At 64.4% G+C, this 23,251-nt stretch carries 23 protein-coding genes and 1 tRNA gene; 13 read left to right on the forward strand and 11 right to left on the reverse strand.

Going from position 1 to position 23,251, the window contains the following annotated elements; genetic code table 11:
- Positions 1-42: 42 nt before the first annotated feature.
- Positions 43-1,836: a dihydroxy-acid dehydratase gene (gene ilvD, locus ACNTAO_RS00665; protein WP_435159993.1), complete on the forward strand. Its 1,794-nt coding sequence runs from the start codon at positions 43-45 to the stop codon at positions 1,834-1,836.
- Between the two features lie 9 nt (positions 1,837-1,845).
- Here the strand turns inward: ilvD and ACNTAO_RS00670 are convergent, their stop codons facing one another.
- Positions 1,846-2,121 carry a DUF7999 family protein gene (locus ACNTAO_RS00670; RefSeq protein WP_435159994.1) on the reverse strand — a complete coding sequence of 92 codons (276 nt, stop codon included), beginning with the start codon at positions 2,119-2,121 and terminating at the stop codon, positions 1,846-1,848.
- 138 nt (positions 2,122-2,259) lie between these two features.
- Entirely contained in the window at positions 2,260-3,126 is an 867-nt protein-coding gene (locus ACNTAO_RS00675; RefSeq protein ID WP_435159995.1) for a sulfurtransferase, read from the reverse strand.
- A gap of 156 nt (positions 3,127-3,282) precedes the next feature.
- Between ACNTAO_RS00675 and ACNTAO_RS00680 the strand changes: the two genes are divergently transcribed.
- The 3 genes from ACNTAO_RS00680 to ACNTAO_RS00690 all read left to right on the forward strand — a co-directional run bounded on the left by ACNTAO_RS00680 (position 3,283) and on the right by ACNTAO_RS00690 (position 5,700).
- Positions 3,283-4,155 (forward strand): sulfurtransferase, encoded by an 873-nt coding sequence (locus ACNTAO_RS00680; protein ID WP_435159996.1) that lies wholly within the window; start codon positions 3,283-3,285, stop codon positions 4,153-4,155.
- Between the two features lie 287 nt (positions 4,156-4,442).
- Positions 4,443-5,066, forward strand: a complete 624-nt coding sequence (locus tag ACNTAO_RS00685) for a rubrerythrin family protein (protein WP_435159997.1) — start codon at positions 4,443-4,445, stop codon at positions 5,064-5,066.
- Between the two features lie 70 nt (positions 5,067-5,136).
- Positions 5,137-5,700, forward strand: coding sequence for an NYN domain-containing protein (locus ACNTAO_RS00690; protein ID WP_435159998.1), 564 nt, complete (start codon positions 5,137-5,139; stop codon positions 5,698-5,700).
- 37 nt (positions 5,701-5,737) lie between these two features.
- Here the strand turns inward: ACNTAO_RS00690 and ACNTAO_RS00695 are convergent, their stop codons facing one another.
- Complete coding sequence (locus tag ACNTAO_RS00695) at positions 5,738-6,430, reverse strand: S26 family signal peptidase (protein ID WP_435159999.1); 693 nt, start codon at positions 6,428-6,430, stop codon at positions 5,738-5,740.
- A 194-nt stretch (positions 6,431-6,624) separates the two neighbouring features.
- Here ACNTAO_RS00695 and gcvT point away from each other — a divergent pair, with 194 nt between their 5' ends.
- Positions 6,625-7,800 carry a glycine cleavage system aminomethyltransferase GcvT gene (gene gcvT / locus ACNTAO_RS00700; RefSeq protein WP_435160000.1) on the forward strand — a complete coding sequence of 392 codons (1,176 nt, stop codon included), beginning with the start codon at positions 6,625-6,627 and terminating at the stop codon, positions 7,798-7,800.
- Positions 7,801-7,868: 68 nt separating this feature from the next.
- Positions 7,869-9,596, forward strand: a complete 1,728-nt coding sequence (locus ACNTAO_RS00705) for a tRNA uridine(34) 5-carboxymethylaminomethyl modification radical SAM/GNAT enzyme Elp3 (protein ID WP_435160001.1) — start codon at positions 7,869-7,871, stop codon at positions 9,594-9,596.
- 18 nt (positions 9,597-9,614) lie between these two features.
- Here the strand turns inward: ACNTAO_RS00705 and ACNTAO_RS00710 are convergent, their stop codons facing one another.
- Positions 9,615-9,845, reverse strand: coding sequence for a DUF7860 family protein (locus tag ACNTAO_RS00710; protein WP_435160002.1), 231 nt, complete (start codon positions 9,843-9,845; stop codon positions 9,615-9,617).
- Positions 9,846-9,964: 119 nt separating this feature from the next.
- Between ACNTAO_RS00710 and rqcH the strand changes: the two genes are divergently transcribed.
- Together rqcH and ACNTAO_RS00720 are read left to right on the forward strand one after the other, a co-directional pair.
- A complete protein-coding gene (rqcH, locus tag ACNTAO_RS00715; protein ID WP_435160003.1) occupies positions 9,965-12,151 on the forward strand; it encodes a ribosome rescue protein RqcH in 2,187 nt (728 codons plus the stop codon).
- 37 nt (positions 12,152-12,188) lie between these two features.
- Positions 12,189-12,566 (forward strand): DUF5820 family protein, encoded by a 378-nt coding sequence (locus ACNTAO_RS00720; RefSeq protein WP_435160004.1) that lies wholly within the window; start codon positions 12,189-12,191, stop codon positions 12,564-12,566.
- Positions 12,567-12,648: 82 nt separating this feature from the next.
- On the opposite strand, the gene ACNTAO_RS00725 is transcribed toward ACNTAO_RS00720, so the two are convergent.
- The gene (locus ACNTAO_RS00725) at positions 12,649-13,122 is read right to left on the reverse strand and encodes a hypothetical protein (RefSeq protein ID WP_435160005.1); all 474 of its coding nucleotides are present in this window, start codon (positions 13,120-13,122) and stop codon (positions 12,649-12,651) included.
- Between the two features lie 251 nt (positions 13,123-13,373).
- Here ACNTAO_RS00725 and ACNTAO_RS00730 point away from each other — a divergent pair, with 251 nt between their 5' ends.
- Positions 13,374-15,431 carry a cryptochrome/deoxyribodipyrimidine photo-lyase family protein gene (locus ACNTAO_RS00730; RefSeq protein WP_435160006.1) on the forward strand — a complete coding sequence of 686 codons (2,058 nt, stop codon included), beginning with the start codon at positions 13,374-13,376 and terminating at the stop codon, positions 15,429-15,431.
- Between the two features lie 259 nt (positions 15,432-15,690).
- Here ACNTAO_RS00730 and ACNTAO_RS00735 read toward each other — a convergent pair whose 3' ends face one another.
- From ACNTAO_RS00735 to ACNTAO_RS00745, 3 genes are all read right to left on the reverse strand, one after another.
- Positions 15,691-17,055, reverse strand: a complete 1,365-nt coding sequence (locus tag ACNTAO_RS00735; RefSeq protein WP_435160007.1) for a restriction endonuclease — start codon at positions 17,053-17,055, stop codon at positions 15,691-15,693.
- Positions 17,056-17,233: 178 nt separating this feature from the next.
- Entirely contained in the window at positions 17,234-17,668 is a 435-nt protein-coding gene (locus ACNTAO_RS00740) for a PIN domain-containing protein (RefSeq protein WP_435160008.1), read from the reverse strand.
- Positions 17,669-17,920, reverse strand: a complete 252-nt coding sequence (locus ACNTAO_RS00745) for an AbrB/MazE/SpoVT family DNA-binding domain-containing protein (RefSeq protein WP_435160009.1) — start codon at positions 17,918-17,920, stop codon at positions 17,669-17,671. It abuts the gene before it with no gap.
- A gap of 104 nt (positions 17,921-18,024) precedes the next feature.
- Here ACNTAO_RS00745 and ACNTAO_RS00750 point away from each other — a divergent pair, with 104 nt between their 5' ends.
- On the forward strand, positions 18,025-18,171 hold the full coding sequence (locus tag ACNTAO_RS00750; RefSeq protein WP_435160010.1) for a hypothetical protein: 147 nt from the start codon (positions 18,025-18,027) through the stop codon (positions 18,169-18,171).
- Here ACNTAO_RS00750 and ACNTAO_RS00755 read toward each other — a convergent pair.
- On the reverse strand, positions 18,157-18,465 hold the full coding sequence (locus tag ACNTAO_RS00755; protein ID WP_435160011.1) for a hypothetical protein: 309 nt from the start codon (positions 18,463-18,465) through the stop codon (positions 18,157-18,159). The genes ACNTAO_RS00750 and ACNTAO_RS00755 overlap by 15 nt on opposite strands.
- Positions 18,466-18,995: 530 nt before the next feature.
- Here ACNTAO_RS00755 and ACNTAO_RS00760 point away from each other — a divergent pair.
- From ACNTAO_RS00760 to ACNTAO_RS00770, 3 genes are all read left to right on the forward strand, one after another.
- Positions 18,996-20,030 carry a tyrosine-type recombinase/integrase gene (locus ACNTAO_RS00760; RefSeq protein ID WP_435160012.1) on the forward strand — a complete coding sequence of 345 codons (1,035 nt, stop codon included), beginning with the start codon at positions 18,996-18,998 and terminating at the stop codon, positions 20,028-20,030.
- A 152-nt stretch (positions 20,031-20,182) separates the two neighbouring features.
- On the forward strand, positions 20,183-21,184 hold the full coding sequence (locus ACNTAO_RS00765; RefSeq protein WP_435160013.1) for a homing endonuclease associated repeat-containing protein: 1,002 nt from the start codon (positions 20,183-20,185) through the stop codon (positions 21,182-21,184).
- Positions 21,185-21,254: 70 nt separating this feature from the next.
- Entirely contained in the window at positions 21,255-22,058 is an 804-nt protein-coding gene (locus tag ACNTAO_RS00770) for an HNH endonuclease signature motif containing protein (RefSeq protein WP_435160014.1), read from the forward strand.
- 356 nt (positions 22,059-22,414) lie between these two features.
- Here the strand turns inward: ACNTAO_RS00770 and ACNTAO_RS00775 are convergent.
- A tRNA-Ile gene (locus ACNTAO_RS00775) sits at positions 22,415-22,488 on the reverse strand.
- 102 nt (positions 22,489-22,590) lie between these two features.
- A complete protein-coding gene (locus ACNTAO_RS00780) occupies positions 22,591-23,148 on the reverse strand; it encodes an FxsA family protein (RefSeq protein WP_435160015.1) in 558 nt (185 codons plus the stop codon).
- Between the last annotated feature and the right edge of the window lie 103 nt (positions 23,149-23,251).

Below are 23,251 nucleotides of genomic sequence, written 5' to 3' on the forward strand. Positions count from 1 at the left end.
GTCGGTGGGGTCGCTTAAGACCCCCGGGCGACAGGTAGAGGTATGAGCGAGCAGCAGCCACCGTCGTCCGATCCGGACGCGGGGCATCGCCGGGGTGGAGACGCCAACCGATTCGCCGGAACCAAGGACCCGGACCTCCGGAGCCGGGACGTGACCGAGGGCGCAGACCGGGCGCCACACCGCTCGATGTTCCGGGCGATGGGGTTCGACGACGACGACCTCTCGTCGCCGCTCGTCGGCGTGCCGAACCCCGCGGCGGACATCACCCCGTGTAACGTCCACCTCGACGACGTCGCGAACGCCGCGATCAACGGGATCGACGCCGCAGGCGGGATGCCGATCGAGTTCGGGACGGTCACCATCTCGGACGCCATCTCGATGGGGACGGAGGGCATGAAGGCCTCGCTCGTCTCTCGTGAGGTCATCGCCGACTCCGTCGAACTCGTCTCGTTCGGCGAGCGGATGGACGCGCTGGTCACGGTCGCGGGCTGTGACAAGAACCTGCCCGGGATGATGATGGCGGCCATTCGCACGGACCTCCCCTCGGTCTTCCTCTACGGTGGCTCCATCATGCCCGGCCACCACGAGGGACGAGACGTCACCATCGTGCAGGTGTTCGAGGGCGTCGGCGCCTACGCCGAAGGCGACATGAGCGGCGACGAACTCGACGAGCTCGAACGCCACGCGTGCCCCGGTGCCGGCTCGTGCGGCGGGATGTTCACGGCCAACACGATGGCGTCGATCTCCGAGGCGCTCGGGCTCGCCCCGCTCGGCTCGGCGTCGGCACCCGCGGAGGACCCAGAGCGGTACGATGTCGCCGAACGCGCCGGCGAGTTGGTCCTCGACTGCATCGAGCACGACCGGCGCCCGTCTGACATCCTCTCGCGGAAGTCCTTCGAGAACGCCATCGCCGCACAGACCGCGATGGGGGGTTCGACGAACGCGGTGTTACACCTGCTCGCGCTGGCGGCCGAGGCGGACGTCGACCTCGCGATCGAAGACTTCGATGCGATCTCGAAGCGAACGCCGAAGATCGCCAACCTCCAGCCCGGCGGCTCTCGGGTGATGAACGATCTCCACGAGATCGGTGGCGTCCCGGTCGTGATCCGTCGGCTGCTCGACGCCGGGTTGTTCCACGGCGACGCGATGACCGTGACCGGCCGGACCGTGGCCGAAGAGCTCGCGGAGCTCGAAGCGCAGGGCGTGCTTCCAGACGACGACGCGATCGAGGCCGACTTCCTCTACACGGTCGACGAGCCGAAAGAAGACGAGGGCGCGATCAAGGTCCTCGACGGGAACCTCGCACCCGACGGCGCGGTGTTGAAGGTGACCGGCGACGACGCGTTCTATCACGAGGGACCGGCTCGGGTCTTCGAGAACGAGGAAGACGCGATGGCGTACGTGCAGTCCGGACGAATCGAGTCTGGAGACGTCATCGTCATTCGAAACGAGGGTCCCGTCGGCGGCCCTGGCATGCGCGAGATGCTCGGCGTGACCGCGGCCGTCGTCGGCGCGGGCCACGAAGAAGACGTCGCGTTGCTCACCGACGGGCGGTTTTCGGGAGGGACCCGCGGACCGATGATCGGCCACATCGCGCCAGAGGCGGCCGTCGGCGGCCCAATCGGACTCATCGAAGACGGTGACGAGATCACGGTCGACATCCCCAACCGCGAACTCTTCGTCGACCTCGCAGACGAGGAGCTGAAGAAGCGCGCCGAGGGATGGGAGCCGCCCGCGCCGCAGTACGAGGGCGGCGTCTTCGCCAAGTACGCCCGTGACTTCTCGTCGGCCGCAATCGGGGCGGTGACGAATCCGCGGCTCACCCCGGACGAGTAGCGCGTTGTCTCAGGCGGCCGAGGGAGACTCGACCTCGGCCGCGTCGGCGCTCTCGCTCTCCCCGACGTGGACGGACTCGGCACACCAAACGTTGCTCCGACGGCCAGCCCGAGAGAGCTCGAGCCGAACGACGGCACCGGCGGGAACCGCACCGAGCCGTTCGCGGGTGGTGCCGTCGGCGTAGTCGACGATGTGGAACGTCTCGTTGCGGGGATGTGCACGTACCGCGGCGTGATCGTGATCGTTCTGTTCGGAAACGACGGTGTAGGTGTTCGTCTTCGACATCTTGATTCGATTTTGTGGAAGAACGTATTTGAACCCTCCGTATCAACACTCGATACCGTCAAAGGCGATACGATCTGTATAAGGACCACGCTCGAAGCGCCGATACGCACGCGTAGCTGCCAGGAACGCTTCGATCGGTCACGTCGACGGGTGACCGTCTGTGGCGTCGCCACCCGACGACTCCTCGGCGTCTGTGCCCGTCGCGACCGGCCCGCCGGCTCGCCGCCACTCGGTGAGACTTCCCTCGTAGAATCCGACGTCTGAGTACTCCAGCGTCTCGAGGAGCACGTACGTGTGGCTTATTCGACGCGCGGTGTTGCAGTAGAGGATCACGCGCCGGTTCGGGTCGATTCCTCGCTCGGCGAGGATCGAACGCAGCTCGGCTGTCGGGCGGACGGTTCGGGCGTCGGTGTCGACGAGCGCGCGCCAATCCAGCTGTACGGCCCCCGGGAGGTGGCCGGTTGCGTACTCGTCGGGCGTACGCGTGTCGACGAGGGTCGTCTCGGGATCGTCGATCGCGGCCGATACGACCTCGCGGTCGACGAGCGGACCGTCCGCACGAAACGACGCGGGGTACGTCACGCTCGGCGTGCGCCTCTCGGCGTCGGCGTCTGCGGTCGATCGCGTTGTCGGCTGGGTGCGACTCCAGACTGAGTAGTCGCCGTCGAGGAGGTGGAGCCGCGACGGGTCGTGGCCGTACAACTCGGCGGTGACGAGGAACCGGGCGGCGAAGACGCCGTGGGTGTCGTCGTACGCGACGACGTGGTCGTCGGGGGCGATACCGGCTTCGCCGGCGAGCCGGGCGAACGTGTCCGCGCCGGGGAGCATCCCGGCCTCGCCGGCGGCCGGTTCGTCTGCCCGGAACGAGTCGAACGGGACGGAGACCGCCCCTGGAACGTGGCCGATGCCGTCGTACTCCCAGGCGTCACGCACGTCGACCACGACGACGTCGGACTCCTCGAGTCGGTTCGCGACCCAGTCGACGGTTACGAGTCGGTCGTTCATACCGGTACGACCACCGCACCGGTGCTGTCCACTCGGGTTCCGTCAACGACCGCCCCTGCTCGTCGACTCGCGCAGATGTTGCCGGGACGGGAGAGGAGCGGCCGACCGTGCCGTGAGAATCGTGCTTATACGGTCACCGCGTGTGGTTTGGACTGCATGAGTGACTCCGACTCCGAGTACGCGAACGACGTGCTCGTCGACGCCGACTGGGTCGCCGACCGACTCGACGCGTTCGAGCGCGACGATCCCGATCACCGACTCGTGGAAGTCGACGTCGACACCGAGGCGTACGACGACGAACACGCGCCGGGTGCGATCGGCTTCAACTGGGAGACAGACCTCCAGGACCAACAGACGCGAGACGTGCTCTCGAAGGCCGACTTCGAGGCGTTGCTCGGCGCACACGGCATCACCGAGGACTCGACGGTCGTGTTGTACGGAGACAATGCCAACTGGTTCGCGGCGTACACCTACTGGCAGTTCAAATACTACGGGCACGACGACGTCCGGCTGCTCGACGGCGGCCGCGAGTACTGGCTGGACAACGACTACCCGACCACCGAGGCGGTACCGGAGCCGTCTCCAGTCACGTACGAGGCGTCGGGTCCGCGCGAGTCGATCCGCGCGTATCGCGACGACGTAGAGAACGCGATCGACCGTGGACTCCCGCTCGTTGACGTCCGCTCGCCGGAGGAGTTCCGCGGCGAGGTGCTCGCTCCGCCGGGACTCAACGAGACCGCACAGCGCGGCGGGCACATCCCGGGCGCACAGAACGTCTCGTGGGCGGCCGTCACGAACGACGACGGGACGTTCAAAGCTGCCGACGAACTCAGCGAGCTCTACGCGGGGTACGGCATCGACGGCGAGGAGACGACGGTCGCGTACTGCCGGATCGGCGAGCGGTCGTCGGTCGCGTGGTTCGCGCTCCACGAGCTGTTGGGCTACGACGACACGGTCAACTACGACGGCTCCTGGACCGAGTGGGGGAATTTGGTCGGTGCGCCGGTGGAGACAGGCGAGGCCGAGTGAGGGACGAACGAGGGCTCGAGAATCGACCGGGGAACAGCGTGACCCGTGAGACAGGCGAGGCCGAGTGAGGGACGAACGAGGCCTCGAAGCGGAACGGTGAGGGTTAGAGCCGTGGAGCAGGGCGAGGCCGAGTGAGGGACGAACGAGGCCTCGAAGCGGAACGGTGAGGGTTAGAGCCGTGGAGCAGGGCGAGGCCGAGTGAGGGACGAACGAGGGCTCGAGAATCGACCGGGGGCGTAGACGGCCCCGACCATCAAGTACGACAGCACACCAAAGAGAACCTACCGATGGACGCAACCGCGTGCGTGCAGACGATCCGCGAGACGAACGAGACCGAACTCTCCAGGCTTGGCTCCTCGAAGTCGCTGTTCGCCGACACCGGCGGGGAGATGGAGTCCGCGGCGGTCCTTGAGGCCGCGGCGACCGCCGAGTATCACGCCGCAGCGACGTACGACTCGTGGGCCGAGACGGAGACGGGGACCGTCGCCGAGGCGTTCGCCACCACGGCGGCAGAGGAGCGTTCCCACTACGAACGCGTGACGGCCGAACTCGACGCCCACGAGCCGGGACCGGTGCCCCCGATACAGTCGTCCCTCCGGGACCACGAGGAGACTGTCGAACGACTCGGGGGGTTCATCGGTCGTACCCTCGCCGCCGAGGGGTCGAAGACGCAAATAACCGGCTTCTTCGTCGGGAACGCCGACCCCCAGACGGCGAGCCTGTTTCGCGAGATGGGCGACGACCTCGACGCGCAACTTGCCCGGGCGCGTTCGTGTCTCGACGAGGTGTGTGACGACGACGCGGCCTACGAGCGCGCCGCAGAGGCCGCGAGCGCGGCTATCGAGGTCGCCTACGAGACGTACACCGACCAGCTCGAGTCGCTCGGGGTCAATCCGAAGCCGGTCTGTTGACTCCGGCAGTCCGAACCGACCCACGAGCGGAATCAGCACGGCTTTCCACGAGGCTCGTGTACGAAGACGTATGGAGACCGAGAGCAGAGACGACCGAGGCGGCGTCGCGCTGTTCGTCGACGGACCGAACGTGTTGCGCGACGAGTTCGACGTGGATCTCGACGACGTCCGCGAAGCCGCTCGGGCCGAGGGGCCGCTCGTGACGGCGCGGCTGTATCTCGACGAGCACGCCACGCCGGGACTGATCCAGGCGGCCGAAGCGCGCGGGTTCGAGGTCGTCGTGACGAGTGGCGACGTCGATGTGAAACTCGCGGTCGACGCCGCCCGGTTCGCCGCCGAGTCCCGCATGACGACGCTGGCGATCGCCTCACGGGATACCGACTTCAAGCCCGTCGTCGAGACGGCGAACGGCTACGGGATCCGGACCCTCGCGATCGCGCCGGGCGAGCTGGGCCGGTCCGACGCCCTTCGCAACGCCGCCACCGACTCGGTGACGCTCGGTGAGTGTACGTCGGGGGACGACGAGGGAAACGGAGACGGTCGGGACGCCACGGCCGGGGCGGAGACCACGACCGAGGAGGAGCCGGCGACGCCGAGCCGTGGTGGCGGTGAGGGGTCGGCGGCCGGCGGGTGAGTCGCTGATCCACGCGCGAGACGGCTGGCGAGCCGCCCTACCCGTCTTCTCGACGCGTCCCACGGCGTTGCCATCCGTCTCGAAGCCGGCCGACGGCGAGCGCGAGCACTCCACTGGCGATCGAGACGACGACCGCGACGAGTGCCATCGCGGGGATGAGTCCGTGGCGCTCCACCGCGGCGTCGACAGCGAGCCGTAGGTGACCGACGGCCGGGATCGCCACGAGAGCCTTCGCGTGGATCCGGTCCTCGCGAACGACGGGTGCGATTCCCACGCTCTGGTCGTACCGGCCGTTTGCGTCGCCGTACGTCACGCACCCGTCGTACGGCGCCGGACAGGTGCTGAGGTCGTCACACGTCTCCTCGACCATCGCCGGGTCACCGCGTTTCGTCCAGTCTTCGCCCGCCGAGACGTGGAACGCAACGCGGTGGAGGATCGGTCGGTCGCGGCCGACCGGAGCGGCGAAGACGACGACGTCGCCTGCGCGGCCGAACCGCTCCGGTGGGGCGCTGCGGGTATCCTCGATGGAGTCACTCCCTACGGGTTCGTTCCACGGGAATCGGTCGGCCGCCGTGACGACGACGAGGTCTCCGCGCTCGACAGCCGGTGACATACTGCTGCTCTCGACGGCGACGAGCGGCGGCCAGGTTCTGGTCACGACGACGAGGACGAGCGCGACGAGCACCACGACACGGACGGGGCCGAGCCGATCGCGAACGCGACGAGACACGTACAGATACCAGACAGGATCGATCTTGAGCGTGTCGACGGTGTCGTCTCGGCCACTCCGTCGAACGAGCGTGGTGTCGACGCCGGAGGGCAGGCGTGCGTCGGCCGGGTCTGCCCGAGCGTGAGAACGACTCAGCACCGTGCACAGCGATCCCGTGTCACAAGACATTAGACCCGGCTCGGTGTTCTCCGATCGTGACCGACCGACTCCCGCCACTGTACGACGTTCACGAGGATCGCGGCGCGAGGTTCACGGACTTCGGCGGCTGGCAGATGCCGGTTCAGTACGACTCGATCCGCGAAGAGCACGCCGCCGTCCGCGAGACGGTCGGGATCTTCGACGTCTCACACATGAGTGAAATCGAGGTGTCGGGACCCGACGCGACCGTCTTGATGGACCGACTGACAACGAACGACGTGGCGGCGCTCGACCCAGGCGATGCACAGTACGCAGGGATCACGACCGACGACGGCATCCTCCTCGACGACACCGTGGTGTACCGACTTCCCGACGGCACCGAGGCTGGTTCTGCGAGCGCGGTGCTCTCGGATCTCGACGACGGGCTGTACGAGCCGAGCGGTGAGCCGGCATACTTCTTCGTACCGAATGCCGGACACGACGACGAGATGCTGGATCGCTGGGTCGACCACCGCGGCGCGGACGACTTCGACGCGACGGTCGCAAACACCACAGACGCGTGGGCGATGGTAGCCGTCCAAGGGCCGGCAGCAGCGGACGCGATGGAACAGGCGATCACTGACGAGGGCGCTGCGGTGTCGGTCGACTCGCTGTCACCGTTTCAGGCAACCGTTGCGCCGGTCGCGGACGTGCCGAGCTGGGTGGCCCGTACGGGGTACACCGGCGAAGACGGCTTCGAGATCGTGTGTCCCGCAGCCGAGGTGAAGGCCGTGTGGAACGCCTTCGACGCCCAGCCGTGCGGGCTCGGCGCGCGCGACACGCTCCGGATGGAGATGGGATTCCTCCTCTCCGGACAGGACTTCGACCCCGACGACGAGCCTCGAACCCCGTACGAGGCCGGTATCGGCTTCGTCGTCGACCTCGACACGCCGTTCGTCGGTCGGGACGCCCTGGCGGCGGCACGAGCTGACGGAGACGGGCCGACAGAGACGTTCACTGGTATCCGACTTCGCGATCGCGGGGTGCCGCGAGCGGGCTACGCCGTCACTGACGGCGACGGGACCCGGATCGGCACGCTCACCTCCGGGACGATGAGTCCGACGCTCGGAGAGCCCATCGGACTGGGGTACGTCGAAGCGACCCACGCCGAGCCGGGGGCCGACGTGGCGGTCGTCGTCCGCGGCGATCAGAAAGCGGCGGTCGTCACCGCACCACCGTTTCTCGGCCGATAATCCGTCAATCGCCGGGTGCTCGGCCGTCCCCGACACGCTTAACAGTCGAAGCCACACATCGTACTGCAATGCGTACCGATGCGCCGAGCGACGCGACGTCCGGCTCCGAGACCGACGAGACGGCCGAGTCGCGGGCGTTCGCGAGGACCTGTGAGGCGCTCGTCGACCAGATCCTCGCCGGAGAGATCGACCGCGACGACCTCGAGTCGGCCAAGCTCGACGCCTGCAGCACGTTCTCTGCCTCGCGCGTTCCGAAGAACACGGACATCCTCGACCACGCCCCGCCGGAAGCGCGTGAGGACGTGATCGAGGTCGTCCGTCGCAAGCCGGTTCGGACGGCCTCCGGCGTCTCACCGGTCGCGATCATGACCTCGCCGAAGCTCTGTCCGCACGGGAAGTGTCTCTACTGTCCCGGCGGCCCCGCCTCGGAGTTCTCTTCGGCGCAGTCGTATACGGGCCACGAGCCGGCTGCCGCCCGCGGCGAGCAGAACGACTACGACCCGTACGGCCAGGTGACGCTGCGACTCGAGCAGTACCGGAAGATCGGCCACCCCGTCGATAAGGTCGAACTGATCCTCATGGGTGGGACGATGACGGCACGCTCACACGACTACCAGGAGTGGTTCGTCAAGCGGGCCCTCCAGGCGATGAACGACTACGACCTCGACGCGGAGCCCGAACCCGCAGAGGGCGTCTCGTTCGCCCCGAGCCCCGAACAGACCGAGTTCGAGTACCTCGAAGACGTGATCGCCGAGAACGAGACCAACGCGATCCGGAACATCGGGACCACCTTCGAGACGAAGCCCGACTGGTGTGACCCCGAACAGATCGACCGCATGCTAGACCTCGGCGGCACCAAAGTCGAGGTCGGCGTCCAGACCACCTACGAGCGCATCAACCGCGAGATGCACCGCGGACACGGCAACGAGGCCTCCCGAGACGCCAACCGACGGCTCAGAGACGCCGCGTTCAAGGTGGGCTTTCACATGATGCCCGGCCAACCGGGGATGACCCGAGAGATGTGTCTCGAAGACTTCCGCCAGCTGTTCGAGAACCCCGACTGGCGGCCGGACTACCTCAAGATCTACCCCACGCTCGTCGTCGAGGGGACGCGCGTGTTCGACCGGTGGCACCGCGGCGACTTCGACCCGCTCACGAGCGAGGAAGCGGCGGACCTCGTCGCCGAGGTCATGGCACACATTCCGAAGTACACCAGACTGCAACGCGTCCAGCGTGACATCCCCGCGGACTTCATCGACGCCGGCGTCCAGAAGTCGAACCTCCGCCAGCTGGCCGACGAGCGCGCCGAGACGAAGGGGATCATCCAGCGCGACATCCGCGCCCGCGAGGTCGGCCACAGCGACGAGACGCCCGAGCCCGACGACGTCGAACTCAACGTGCTCACCTACGAGGCCGCCGGCGGGACCGAACACTTCCTCTCGTTCGAAGACCCCGTCCGAGACCTCCTCGTCGGCTTCTGTCGGCTCCGGTTCCCGTCCTTTGCGGACGGCCAGCCGGGCGCTCCCGGAACCGAGTCCGACGCGATTCGACACGAACTCGAAGACGCCGCACTGGTCCGCGAGCTCCACGTCTACGGGAGCGAGGTCGGACTCGGCGGGGACGGCGACTGGCAGCATCGGGGATACGGCCGTCGGCTGATCGAACGCGCCGAGTCGCTCGCGCGTGAGGCGGGCTACAGAAAGATGGCTATCATCTCCGGCATCGGCGCCCGCGAGTACTACCGACGAAAGCTCGGCTACCACCAGGACGGCCCGTACGTCTCGAAGCGGCTGTGAGTCGGAGATCTCGGTGGCTCACTCGGTGAGCGGGAGAAAAATACCAAAGACGAACGGCGACAGAAGCGCTACTGCAGCTCCAATGAACTCGAGATCGACGAGGAGTGCCTGCTCCCACGCTGGAATCTGCGTTCCAGTCGCGTTAACAAACACCATTCCAAGCGTGCCGATCAAAAACAGTCCGACACCAGTGGCAAAGGCTCGTTTCGTCAGCGTCGGGTAGTCGATGGTTCCGTATCGTCCGGCCATATGTGAAGCGCCGTCGAAGCCAGTATATATCTTTTGCTCGCCGCGTGACGCGGTGTGTTCGGGTGCCAACACACGCACCACAACGACACGCCTTTTCCCGGCCCGCGTGTGTGACGCGTATGGACGCGAAGCGGGAGCTCTCGAGCGTCGACCTGCGGGCGCTCGTCACCGAACTCGGTCGGTACGAGGGCGCGAAAGTCGACAAGGCGTACCGCTACGACGAGGATCTCATCCGGCTGAAGCTCCGCGACTTCGACCGTGGGCGCGTCGAACTGTTGATCGAAGTCGGCGAGGTGAAGCGGGCGCACGTCGCCGACCAGGAGCACGTCGCCGACGCGCCCGGGCGCCCGCCAAACTTCGCGAAGATGCTCCGCAATCGCCTCTCCGGGGCGGACTTCGCCGGCGTCTCACAGTACGAGTTCGACCGGATCCTCACCTTCGAGTTCGAACGGGACGATGAGAACACGACGCTCGTCGCGGAGCTGTTCGGGCAGGGCAACGTCGCCGCGCTCGACGAGACCGGCGAGGTCGTCGGGTCGCTGTCGACCGTGCGGCTCAAATCGCGCACGATCGCTCCGGGCTCACAGTACGAGTATCCGGCTTCGCGGCTCAATCCACTGACGGTCGGTTACGAGACGTTCGCCCGCCACATGGACGACTCCGACACGGACGTCGTCCGAACGCTCGCTACCCAGCTCAACCTCGGCGGACTCTACGCCGAGGAGGTGTGTTCGCGCGCGCGCGTCGACAAGGAGCTTCCGATCGCGGAGGCCGACGAGTCGGTGTACCGCGCGCTCCACGACGCCCTCGACCGGATCGGCACGCGACTGCGCGCCGGCGACATCGACCCGCGCATCTACGAGGAGCCGCTCGAATCTGCGGCCGCCGACGAGGGCGCCGATGCCGGCGATCGACCCGTCGTCGACGTCACTCCGTTTCCGCTTGCAGAACACGAGAACCTCCCGAGCGTCGGGTTCGACTCGTTCAACGCCGCGGTCGACGAGTACTTCTATCGGCTCGACCGCACCAGTGAGGCCGCAGACGAGCCGCCGGCAGACGCCGCCCCGTCCCGACCGGACTTCGAGGCCGAAATCGCCAAACAAGAACGGATCATCGAGCAACAACGGGGCGCGATCGAGGGATTCGAAGAACGGGCCGCAGCGGAGCGCGAGCGCGCCGAGCGCCTCTACGCGCACTACGACCTCGTCGACGAGGTGCTCTCGACGGTCCAGACGGCCCGGGCGGACGACGTGCCGTGGAACGAGATCGAGTCCACGCTGGCGGCGGGAGCCGACCGGGGTATTCCGGCGGCCGAGGCGGTCGTCGACGTCGACGCCAGCGCGGGGACGGTCACCGTCGAGCTCGGAGACGACGGGACGCGGGTCGAACTCGAAGCCGACGACGGCGTCGAGGTGAACGCGGACCGACTCTACCGCGAGGCGAAGCGGATCGAAGCGAAGAAGGCCGGCGCCGAGGAGGCGATCGAGTCGACGCGTCGGGAACTCGAGGCCGTCGAGGCGCGAAAGGCCGCCTGGGAGGCCGACGACGGCGACGAGGGGCAGCGTGGCGAGGGTGAGTCGGCGACCGACGACGACGAGGAGCCGGCGGCGTCGACGGCCGACTGGCTCTCCCGGTCGTCGATCCCGATCCGGGCCCCGGAGGACTGGTACGAGCGGTTCCGATGGTTCCACACCGCCTCGGGATACCTGGTCATCGGCGGGCGAAACGCCGACCAGAACGAGGCGATCGTCAAGAAGTACATGGGCCCACACGACCGCTTTTTTCACACCCAGGCACACGGCGGGCCGGTGACGGTCCTGAAGGCAGCGGGCCCGTCCGAGTCGCCGGAGCCCGTCGACTTCGACGACGCGACCCTCCGTGAGGCGGCCCAGTTCGCGGTGTCGTACTCCTCGGACTGGAAGGACGGCCGCGGCGCGGGCGACGCGTACATGGTGTCGCCCGACCAGGTGTCGAAGACGCCAGAGAGCGGCGAGTACGTCGAGAAAGGGAGCTTCGTCGTTCGGGGCGACCGCACGTACTTCGAGGACGTACCGTGCCGGGTCGCGGTCGGCGTCCAGTGTGAACCCGTCACCCGCGCCATCGGCGGGCCGCCGTCGGCGATCGAAGGCAGGGCGGCGACGGCGGTCACACTGGAGCCCGGGATGTACGCGCAGAACGACGCCGCGATGATGGTGTACCGCGAGCTGAAGTCGCGATTTACAGACCAGTCGTTCGTGCGGAAGGTGGCGAGCGCAGACCAGCTACAGGAGTTCCTCCCGCCGGGCGGCTCCGACGTCGTCGAGTGAGCGCGAGGCTTTCATTCGTCCGCCCCGGAAGCGGAGCATGAGCTTCGAGACGCTTCCAGACGGCTGGCAGGTGTGGAACGAGGAGCCGAGCGGGCGCGCGATCCTCGTGTATCGCCCCGACGTCTTCGGCGGCGACGACCTCCCGTCCGCGTGTCTCCCGACTATCTACCTGACGAACGGGTCGCGCCGCAAGCGCCCGGGTGCCGGTCAGTACGCCACCGACGAGTGGCACGTCGTGTTGTACCTGGAGCCGGAGATCGAGGCGGTCGCCGAGACGTACGACACGCGTGAGCAGGGAGCCCACGGGGCCGTAGACGTTGCCGAGCGATTCGCCGACGGTGGTGTCGACTACCGCGGGGCGTACCAGGTCCCGCGTGACGCGTACTTCGAGCGACTCGACGAGTACGTGGGTTGACTTCCTCCCACGACTTCAGTCCTGTCTTTTACCCACAAGTCGTCCCGACGAGATGGGCGGGGCGAAGCGGTAAAAATTGCTTTCATCGTCGGGAGTGGGGAGTCTCATCCCGAGCAACCGGGTATGCCGACGACGAGTCGACCCGGTTTGAGCAGCCCCTGTGACCCGATCGGCAATCCCGGTCGGTGTCTCGGTCCGTCAGGATTCGTCTCAGATCCTCCTTGATAGCGGCTAAAACGCCACATTGGGATGTTGTGGACTTATGGGTAAAAGACAGGACTTCAGTCGTGGGCTCTCTCCTCTGTTCTCTGTAGTGAAGCCTGTCGGCGTGGAACCGCGAGACTTCGGCGACGAAGTCCGACGAGCAGTGGTCCGGACGCGCGTCTTCGGTGTCCGCGTGCCCGTCCGCTGCCGACGCCGGCTCCGTGCCGGTGAGGCGCCGTACGCTGTCGACGTCCGGTGCCAGACCGTACTCGAAAAACGCCGCTTCGGCACCGTCGACGACGTCTAGGAGCGCGTTCCGATCGGGTGAGACGAGACTGAGGTGTGTGGCCATCGCCATGGGCAGGAGTGAACGGGCCGCATCGGGTCTTGGGCAGCGTTCGCGGACGAGTCGTGAGACACCCGGACGCCGTCCGGTGCGCACCAGTCCATACTGTCGTGTCCGGCGCTGTGCGGATACCCGTCACGGCTCGTCACCGATGTTCCGCGTCCCGGTCGCGCGGCCGACGCGCCGGTAGCGACTCTCGTCTCCGGCCAAGCCGGCCGACGGATTGAAACGGCGCCTCGGCGTCTATACGCGTGTGAATGCCGGGCGAGACCGACCGCGAGACCGACCGTTCGGCGTCCTCGGGTAGCGGCGAACCGTCGTGGCCGACGAGTCCGCTGACGGCATCAGTTCCACCTCCAGACGCGGTCTGTGACGTCGAGCGTCCGACCGGTATCGTCGTGTGGCACCGGAAGCATCTCCGCGTCGAAGACCACCTGGCGCTGTCGCGTGCCGTCGCCGACGGCGACGCGGTCTGTCCGCTGTTCGTGTTCGACCCGACGTTCTACGAGGACAGCGGCCTCGCGTGCGACGCCCGGATCCGACTACTCGAGGAGGCGGTCGCGAGCCTCGACCGGCTCTACGCGGCGGCGTCTCTCGATGCAGTGGACGTGGACGCGACGGGGCGACTCACCGACGAACTGGACACCTCGACGTCCGCGACCGGAGCGGCCGATAAGCCGCCGGACACACTAGAGCGTTCGGACCCACCGGGGTTGACCTTCGGGTACGGCGATCCGGTCGAGGTCCTGTCTCGATTCGTCGACCGCGGCTGGCGTGTCGTGACGATGGCGACACCTACGAGCCGCTACGGCAAACGGCGAGACGAGCGCGTGCGGGACGCCTGTGGCGACGCCGTCACGTTCGTCTCCGGCGACGGCCTCGTCCGCGGTGAAGCGTGGCCGCGGTCGGACTGGCAGACACGAGTCACCGAGTGGCTCGCAGCCGATCGACACACACCGGGGTGGGAGGACCACGACACGGTCCGCGTCACGATCCGCACCGGCGTCACGCCGGCGGCAGTCGACCGCTGCTTCGAGATCGCTCCCGCGAAGACGCAGGTTCCGGAGGGGACCCACCGCGCGGCGACGACTGCGCTACGAGCGTTCGCCGACCGGGTCCAGTCGTACCCGAGTAACATCTCAGCGCCGCAGGACGCTCGCGACGGCACGAGTGGGCTCTCGCCGTACCTCAACTTCGGTCTGCTCTCGGTCCGGCAGGCACACCAGTACGTCGCCGACACCGCGCCGTCGTGCAGAGGAGCGGATATGTTCGAGAGTCGGCTCGTCTGGAACCTCCACTACAATCAGAAGCTCGTCGACTGGCCGGGGTGGACGGAGCAGGCGGTCAACCCCGCGTTCGAAGGCCGCAACGAAGCGTCTCACGACGCGGACCTCGTGAGCGCGTGGAAGCGTGGACGAACGGGATTCCCGATGGTCGACGCGTCGATGCGATGTCTTCGACAGACCGGGTGGCTCAACTTTCGAATGCGCGCGATGTGTGCGTCGTTTTTCACGCACGTGCTCCACCAGCCGTGGTGGATCGGCGCGGACTGGTATCACCACCACCTCATCGACAGCGACGTCGGCATCAACTACACGCAGTGGCAGAGCCAGGCGGGGCTCATCGGCAAACCGTCACAGCGCGTGTACAACCCCCGGAAGCAGGTCCGCGACCACGATCCCGAAGGCGACTGGATCACGCGGTGGGTCCCCGAGCTCGCCGACCTGCCCGGCGCGTTCCTCGACCGACCTGAAAGGACGCCACTCGCCGTCCAGCGGGCGTGTGGGGTGCGAGTTGGCGAGACGTACCCACGCCCGGTCGTGGAGTTCGAGGCGCGTCGTGAGCGGTTCTGGTCGCAGTACGAAGACCGGCGGCCCGAGGCCGCACGGGAGCTTCGACGCCCGGAGATCGCGAAACGCGCCTCGTTCTCCGGCGGTTACGCCGCCGCACGGGCCATCGCGGACGAACACGGGGCGGCCGAGAGTGACGCGCCGGACGGAATGCAGCTCTCGCTCGATGACCTCGCCGAGACAGACGGTGTCGTCGAGACAGACGGTGTCGCCGAGACCACGGGAACGGCGACGCGGTCTGTGACCGACGCGAGGAAACCGGTCGATCCGCCTTCACCCGACCAACGAGCAGCGAGGACACAGACGACCGTTCCGACCGGAGTGGGACAAGACATCGGTGAGCCGTCACCAGACGATCGTGCGGCCGCGTCGAGCCAACGCCGAGACGGCGAGGAAGGCGGTGATCCTGATCAGAAACGAGACGTGCGCCACACCGGACAAACGCGATTCCAAGACTTCGAGTGACCGGTCCTACGCGCGCCGAGCGTGCAGCCGAGCGACGCTGCCGTCGGTACGGGTACGAAGTGCCACCGACGTCCACCGGTCCGATACCCAGTGCACCGCCTCGGGGCCACGTCTCGAGGTACGCGTCTCGGACGTCGCGAACTCGCTTGCGAGCCGTGCCGGTTGCGGCAGCGGTGAAGCCACTCCTGTGACTTCGCTCTCGCCCGTCTCGTTCGCACTGCAGATGATGGTCGCTGTGCCGGCATGCACCCGAGCCCGATCAGACGATGCCGACGATGACCAGTACCCCAACGACGAACAACAGCGTCGCGAGCACACCTCCTAAAACTAAGGGTCTGTTCTCCATCGCCTTCTCGTGAAGCGGCATGGCGGCGTACTCCTCGCGGAACGCGTCGAGGTTCTCCTCGTCGTAGAAGTACTTCGTCTTCAGTGCGAACCGTTCGGTCACCGCACAGCCGGTACAGACCGGCTTCCCTTCGAACCGCTCGGTTTTGCTGTGGGTGGCACAGGCGATCGCCCCGCAGTTCGGACAGTAGGTGTACGGCTCGTCTGTGCCGCTCGTCTCACAGTGGACACACCGGTGGATCCCGTCCTCCAGAGTGACCCGTGAGGGGCCAGCAGCATAGTATTCGTACGGATACGAGTACTCCAGCATCTCTGTCGTCTGCCGAACTGCAGGTAGATACACCGGCTCGATCGATCGCACTGAGACGTCCGAGCGATTCGGCTCACACGTCTTGTTGTACGTGACGTTGTTGTCGCCGGTGTAAGTCACCGTCGTCGTGTGGTACTCCTGGAGGCGGTCGACAGCCCACTCCTTGTACTCCGTTTGGGTCTGGCCGAACCGTCGTTCGTCGACGTCGTCGAAGACCTCCCCGAACTGCTCGACATCGAGGTCGACCGTCGCGTGGAAGTTCTCGGTGACCAGCGTCGCGACATCGTCGTCGGCCACCTTCGGATGGCCGCGCTCAGCGTGGACAACGAACTGTGTGCGGTCGTTGATCCGGTGGATGACACCGACGGAGGTCTCGAAGACCGCGTTCGTGTCGGCGGTGATCGCAACCACCGGTCGGAACGTCACCTGCGAGTGCGGCACCGGCAGATCCGCGGCCTCAATGTTCTCGATGTCGCGGAACGCCTCCTGGACAGGTGCGTCGACATCCGCCGCCGGATCGTACGGTCGGAGCGTCTCGTCACAAAGTATCTCGATGCGCCCGTTGTAGAGATCGAGACCGATTTCGTCGGCGATCTCCCGAAGGCCCTCGCCGTCGATCAGCTCGATGGGATAGGGATCGTCGCTCCGCTGGAGCCGGTCGGCGTACTCCTCGGCAGGGTTCGTAAATCGACCAGTGGTGGCGACCATCCCGCGCGTTGGGCCGTCGAAGTCGAACGTCGCGACGGCCGAGTGCAGCTTCTGGACGACCGGCCGGCCGACCGTCCCGGTGTGCTTGCACTCGACGATGATCGCCCGTCGCGTGCCGTCGACGACCTCCTCCATGATGACGTCGCGCCCCTCGTCGGCCGTCCGCTCGGCCTGGCGGACGTTCTCGTAGCCGAGGTTGCGAAAGACGTCCTCCATCACGTCCTCGAACTCGAATCCAGAGAGGTCGTCCAGTACAGTCATCCGAACGTGCGTAGACAGCAACGTCCAGTACATAAACGTCGCGTGGTGGGGTGCGTGGCGGCGACGGTCGAACGCTACTGCTTCAGCGGTATGACGCCCGCGACCGGCCGGAGGACCAATCGCGGTCGTTCGCGTCGGCGTTGACGACCGCGAGCGAGTGACATCTACTGTCGCCCGGTCACTCCGGCTGGTACGGGTCGGTTGCGACGTCGAGACGGTACACGTCCTCGTCGGCGTCGAAGCCGGCGTCGAACGCGTAGAGGTAGCCGAGCCCTTCGACCTGCATGTACGCGACGATGCAGGCGTCGACGAACGAGAACTGTTCGTGCTGCCGGAAAATGCCCTTCGCGGTCGCGAACGCGTCCGCCGTCAGCGACTCGACGTGAAGGCGCGTGTTCTCCTCCACCCGATCGAGGAAGTCGACGGCGGCGTCATGGCCCGCATGCGTCGTCAGGCCGTTCAGTGTTTCTCCGAGTACGTAGTCCAGAATCACCGCTTCAGGGAGGTCTGCGGTGTCGATGCCGCGGAGGATCGGGAGTGCACTCTCATGCGCGCTGTCCCGACGGTACGCCGCCGCGAAGAGAACGCTCGTGTCGACGAGTGCCCGAGGCATCTACTCGGAGCCGACGCCCCACGCGTCGTGTTCCGTCTCAACGTCGGTTTCTTGAGCCCCGTCGTATCCGTCGAAGTCGCTGAACGTCCCGTTCCGCTGTTGGACAACTCGCACACGGAGTGTTCCGTCATCCTCGATCTGCCAGCGGAGCTTGTCACCGTCGTCGATCTCCATCTCCCGACGGATGTGCGCGGGGATGTTCGCTTGGTTCCCCGAGACTTTGCTCTCGGAATCAACGCTCTCACTGCTCATAGCGGGGGTACGCGACCGCCCTCAATAAACTTAGTGTGGTCACACACTACTCTCGAAGCCACGATACCGAACACGCCTACTCAGGACTGTGGTGTCGGCGCAGTGTGGTCGACGCCGACGAGACTGTACCGCTTCGAACCACGATCCTGCTCGACGTCGACGAGGTTGTACTGCTCCAGCTTCGGCAGGTGGTTCTCTCGGAGGTACCGCAGCGTCACGGGGTCGTCATGCTCCTCTTAGTGCCCGACTGAACCGGGATCGTCTCGGTTCTCACGACGCTCGCGACGCTCCTCTGCGCGTTCCGTCATGTCGTCGACCTGGTCGTCGCGGTAGATCCGCCGGAGGATCGCTTCCGCCTCGTCGAGGACACCGAGCGAGGGAAACACGACGAGAACCAGGTTCGAGACCTTCTCACAGACGCCGATTTCCGTGAGTCGAGAGACGTGGTATCGGATCGTCGAACGAGCGAGTCCGGTCCGCTCTTCCAGCGCGACGAAGTGAGCTTCACGACCCACTCGCGGCCGGACGTCGGAACGTCGAGCCACGGGAGGTCCTCGTGAGTCACCTCCGCAGCAATCCCAGGCTCCTCGTCACGGTCACCGACGACGTCGTACCACAGCTGGTGGACTGCCGAGTAGAGCGCGAGGTCTCGGTCAGCATCGTTGAAACCGGCCTGCGCGGCGGTGCCGTGTGCTACAGGACGGGGCGCGACCCGATTCTCGATTCGCGGGCCGGGAAGCGTCCCGATTGTAGCGTCGGACGTGCTTGGAATGTCGACGCTCACGCGGACCCACCTCCTGTGCTGGAAACCCGGAGACGGCTCTGGGGGTCGCTACGTTTGTCGTTTGGACAGCGAGAATCGCCCCTCTCTGGAAGTAGCGTAAGTACGGAAATTAGGTGGCTGGGGAGTTGTACGGCCCCAACCGCGGTGGCATAACGCCGACCGCTTCTGAGGTGGGCCAACACGGATTTGAAACCGTGGACGAGAGAGCCTGAAACGCAACGAATCAGGCAATTAGGCCTATCACTCCATCGCTCATTGCGGCGAGCAATTGGAGGAGCGCATAGGCGATTAGTGGAGCAAGCCTTGACCAAAGACAACCTCGAACCGATGACTCCGACAGACGCAAAGGAAATGTACCTCTCTCAGCGTGAGAGCGAAGTCTCACAGAGTACGATTCAGGCCCATCACTACCGTCTCAAACACTTCGTCCGGTGGTGCGATGAGGTCGCAGAGATAGACAACTTGAACGAACTGACGGGACGTGACTTACAACGCTACAAGATGTGGCGGCGCGATGACGGCGACCTCAACAACGTCACGATGGTCACTCAGTTATCGACCATCCGCGTTTTCGTCAAGTGGTGCGAGAATATCGACGCGGTGGCGAGCGGGACACACGAGAAAATATTGTTGCCCTCTCTCGGGAAGACCGAGGACCGGCGAACAGCGATGCTCAGCGAGGAGGCGGCAAAGCAACTGCTTGAGTATCTTCGTCAATTCGAGTTTGCGACCCGAACTCACGCGCTCATCGAGGTGCTGTGGCATACTGGCATCCGAATCGGAGCCGCACACAGTCTCGATGTAGAGGACTACGATCGAAAGGAACAGTATCTCGAACTTCACCACCGTCCCGAGACAGGTACGCGGCTCAAAAACAAGACCGGAGGTGAACGGTACGTTTCTCTGAGCGCCAACGTGTGTGACGCGCTGGATGCGTACCTCCAATATAACCGCGAGGAGGGCGAGGATGACGAGGGACGAAGCCCACTATTCTCCAGCCCGAGCGGTCGGCCTGCTAAATCCACGCTTCGAGATAGCATTTACCGTATCACACGACCCTGTGAATATACTGGGGAGTGTCCCCACGACCGCGAGATAGACTCCTGTGAGGCATTAGAGCGAAACAAGGCGAGTACCTGCCCATCGAGCGTAAGTCCTCACGCTATCCGCCGGGGTGCAATAACCCAGCACCTCTCCAAAGATGTTCCCGAGAAAATAGTGAGTGACCGGATGAATGTGGGACTCGATGTGCTTGAGAAGCACTATGATCAGCGTGGAGAGCGTGAGAAAGCGGATCAACGCAGGGACTATTTAGAGGATATATAAGACGCCATACCTCTATTAAAATCCTCAGGAACTGATACAAACTGGGTGCTGAATATAGAAGATGGATTTTGCTGGTAAATAATACACTGCTCGTTTTTATTATCCACTGGCTTTTTTAGAGATCCATCTCCGTTCTGTAGTCGTGGAAATAGATGGTAAAAAAGATCGATAAAGACGATCTTATCGATGATCTCCGCCGTGTTTATCAGAAACTGGATTCACCACCGTCTGAATCCCAGTATAACGAACACGGCCAGTACTCCGCATCTGTTGTCCGGAACCGATTCGGAAAATTCACTGAAGGACGAGCAGCAGCCGAGATCCCCAATCCCGATATGCGGGGTGGAAACAATCGTATCCCACGCGAAGATCTCTTAGATGAACTACAACGTCTTGGTGAAGAACTCGGGAAGACCCCTACTCGAAAGGAGATGGAAGAAGCCGGTGCCTATGCCGAAAACCCCTACCGCCGTGAGTTCGGAAGTTGGTCGGAAGCACTGCTGGCTGCTGGATACACCTATGACGAACTCAACCGTCCGGGTACGCACGTCGCAAAGCGTGTAACCGTCGAATGTACGGTTTGTGGCGACACCGATCAACGACTACAAAGCGACATTGCGGGGAAACAAAACACGTTCTGCTCTCAAGAATGTCTACATACATGGCGAAGCCAAGAGTTTACCGGCGATGCGCATCCGCTGACAGAGAGAATTGAGGTAAAATGCGAATGGTGTGGTAATTCGATGCAGCGGATTCCAGCGGTGGCTGAGAGCCGGACATATCACTTCTGTAATTACGATTGCATGGGCGAATGGCGATCAGAGTACAGAGCAGGAGAGGATGCGCCAGCATGGGAGGGAGGGGTAGGACTATATCGAGGGCCGAATTGGTTGACGCAGCGTAAGCGGGCTGTAGAACGCGATGGACGACAGTGTCAGCGCTGTGGCTGTACTGAGGCTGAACATTTTGACGAGTACGGGCGAGAGTTGAGCGTCCATCATCTCACCCCCGTCCGAGAATTTTATCGAAAGGCCGACGATGAAGAGCCGAACTTCAGCGAGGTGAACACACTCGATAATCTGATTACACTCTGTATTGAGTGCCACCGTAGAATCGAGAAACTACCCGTAGTACCACAGTTTGACAGCTCTTAGCAGAGCAGCGCTATTTATTAGCGCAAATTCAACACAGGATTTTTGTTGAATAAACCTTATCTCTTGTCTGATGGGCGAGGAAACGCAGTGTCCCACTTGCGACCGCGCGGATTTCGCATCTGAGCGTGGACTGAAGATACATCATAAGACAGCACACGGTGTTTCTTTGAAACCACGCGTCGAATGCGAACAGTGCGGCGACGACTTTTTAGTGAAACCACGGCGGAAACAATCGGCAAGATTCTGTTCCAACGAGTGCCAGCGTTCTTTTTTTGATGAAAACCACCGCAAGACCGTGGTTTGTGATTGGTGTGGCGAGGAGTACGAGGTGAAGGCAGCAGTTGCTGACACCACGCGATTCTGTTCACAGGAATGCCTGAGTGAATCTCGAAAAGAGGCCTTCACCGGTGAGACAAATCCGCGCTGGAAAGGAGGATCCCGAACGGTTTCCTGTGAGGTATGCGGCGAAGAGTACGAAGTACGCGCGGCAAAAGAAGCACAGACTCGTTTTTGCTCTTACGAATGCAAAGGCATCAGGTACCAGGAAGAACGACGTGGGAAAGGAAATCCGAGTTGGAAAGGCGGATTTTTCGATATAGCATCACGGGTGCGGTCGTTGCTGGGAGATACGGATTGGGACCGATTAGCACCCCAGGTCCGGGAGTCAGAGTGTGCGTGTTGCGGAGCTGTTGCGTCCGAGGACGATCGAGCGCACCACGTTCATCACATCATCCCCATATTAGCGGGCGGAACTAATGAGAAATGGAATTTAATGACGTTGTGTCCTGAGTGCCATCGCCGTGTAGAAGAGTTCACGAAAACTTTCGTAGATCGGGTACTGGTCGATTTCTCTTCTGATGAGATAACTCCTTGAATTTCTCAAGGTGGATACGAGCTGTTCTCCGTGGTATTAGAACGCATTGAGGCAGGCTGGAATCCACAAGGTAGCTTGTTGTCTCCCGTGTTTTCTCAACCGACCGCTGTTGAAGCGGCTGTTTATCTATAAGGCGCGGCTAAATATTTCACTTATTGAGTAGTAAAATAATATTGAAGGGACGTTTCAGCAAAGAGAATCGCATGAAGGCAGGGCCTTGTAGTGCGATTCGGGAGGAGCACGGTTGAACTGATCAGAAGATGCTTCTCTCAGGGGGTAGCAGTAGAACGGAATTAGGTGGCTGGGGAGGACTCAGCCCCTAATACGCCACGGCCAGAGACCGTGGACGCTGTAGGTGGGCCAACACGGATTTGAACCGTGGACCTCCCGGTTATCAGCCGAGCGCTCAACCTGACTGAGCTATTGGCCCAGGCGAGCGCATCTGATGATTCCTGCGGTAGAATGTTAAGCGTTTCCTTTCGACACTTCGCCGCCGTCTCCCGGTTTCGTACACTCCCGGCGAACGGTTCGACTACCGATCCTCGTCTTCGACGGTGTACTCGACGTCGACGACGTCGTCGTCTGAGCCCTCGTCCCCGTCACTCGGGCTCGACGGACCGGTCCCCGGGCCGCCGACGCCCCCGCCGAATCCGCTTTCCCCGTCTCCGCCGGGGAAGCCACCAATGTACACGGAGCCGCTGGCGAAGCCGTCGGTCTGGCTGTCGACGTACGGCACGACGACGTACCGCTTGACGCCGAGCCGAATCGGGACGCGGGTGATCGGCAGTGCGAGCAGGAAGCCGAGCGCGTCCGTCACGAGCCCGGGCGTGAGGAGGAACGCGCCGGAGGCGATGAGCAGGCCGCCGTCGAGCAGCTCGTCCGTCGGCGGCTCCCCGCGAGCGAGCTTCCGCTGGACCCGCGCGAGGGTCGCGCGTCCCTCTGCGCGCAACAGGAGCATCCCGAGGATCGCCGTCAACACGACCAGCGCGACCGTGAGGGTCCAGCCGAGCCGAGTCGCGACGAAGACGAGAAACAGCGCGTCCGCCAGGGGGACGACGAGCAGCAGCGCAAGCAGCGTTCGCGGGCGCATACGTTTCCGTTCCAACCGGGTCCCCATAGCCCTTTTCGTCGCCTGTCACGCGCACTCGTCGAGCCGGGTACGACCGTCACGGCTTTGCGTGCCGCTGCCGACC

The sequence above is a fragment of the Halorubrum zhoui genome, from assembly GCF_051194155.1.
Lineage (GTDB): Archaea > Halobacteriota > Halobacteria > Halobacteriales > Haloferacaceae > Halorubrum.

Bases quoted from the DNA above. Each gene is read 5' to 3' on its own strand.
- ACNTAO_RS00670 (WP_435159994.1), bottom strand. From the start codon at position 2,121: ATGTCGAAGACGAACACCTACACCGTCGTTTCCGAACAGAACGATCAC.
- ACNTAO_RS00705 (WP_435160001.1), top strand. From the start codon at position 7,869: ATGCGTACCGATGCGCCGAGCGACGCGACGTCCGGCTCCGAGACCGAC.
- ACNTAO_RS00765 (WP_435160013.1), top strand. From the start codon at position 20,183: ATGGTAAAAAAGATCGATAAAGACGATCTTATCGATGATCTCCGCCGT.
- ACNTAO_RS00725 (WP_435160005.1), bottom strand. From the start codon at position 13,122: ATGGCCACACACCTCAGTCTCGTCTCACCCGATCGGAACGCGCTCCTA.
- rqcH (WP_435160003.1), top strand. From the start codon at position 9,965: ATGGACGCGAAGCGGGAGCTCTCGAGCGTCGACCTGCGGGCGCTCGTC.
- ACNTAO_RS00770 (WP_435160014.1), top strand. From the start codon at position 21,255: ATGGGCGAGGAAACGCAGTGTCCCACTTGCGACCGCGCGGATTTCGCA.
- ACNTAO_RS00780 (WP_435160015.1), bottom strand. From the start codon at position 23,148: ATGCGCCCGCGAACGCTGCTTGCGCTGCTGCTCGTCGTCCCCCTGGCG.
- ACNTAO_RS00675 (WP_435159995.1), bottom strand. From the start codon at position 3,126: ATGAACGACCGACTCGTAACCGTCGACTGGGTCGCGAACCGACTCGAG.
- ACNTAO_RS00735 (WP_435160007.1), bottom strand. From the start codon at position 17,055: ATGACTGTACTGGACGACCTCTCTGGATTCGAGTTCGAGGACGTGATG.
- ACNTAO_RS00685 (WP_435159997.1), top strand. From the start codon at position 4,443: ATGGACGCAACCGCGTGCGTGCAGACGATCCGCGAGACGAACGAGACC.
- ACNTAO_RS00730 (WP_435160006.1), top strand. From the start codon at position 13,374: ATGCCGGGCGAGACCGACCGCGAGACCGACCGTTCGGCGTCCTCGGGT.
- ACNTAO_RS00740 (WP_435160008.1), bottom strand. From the start codon at position 17,668: ATGCCTCGGGCACTCGTCGACACGAGCGTTCTCTTCGCGGCGGCGTAC.
- ACNTAO_RS00720 (WP_435160004.1), top strand. From the start codon at position 12,189: ATGAGCTTCGAGACGCTTCCAGACGGCTGGCAGGTGTGGAACGAGGAG.
- ACNTAO_RS00680 (WP_435159996.1), top strand. From the start codon at position 3,283: ATGAGTGACTCCGACTCCGAGTACGCGAACGACGTGCTCGTCGACGCC.
- ilvD (WP_435159993.1), top strand. From the start codon at position 43: ATGAGCGAGCAGCAGCCACCGTCGTCCGATCCGGACGCGGGGCATCGC.
- ACNTAO_RS00710 (WP_435160002.1), bottom strand. From the start codon at position 9,845: ATGGCCGGACGATACGGAACCATCGACTACCCGACGCTGACGAAACGA.
- ACNTAO_RS00690 (WP_435159998.1), top strand. From the start codon at position 5,137: ATGGAGACCGAGAGCAGAGACGACCGAGGCGGCGTCGCGCTGTTCGTC.
- ACNTAO_RS00745 (WP_435160009.1), bottom strand. From the start codon at position 17,920: ATGAGCAGTGAGAGCGTTGATTCCGAGAGCAAAGTCTCGGGGAACCAA.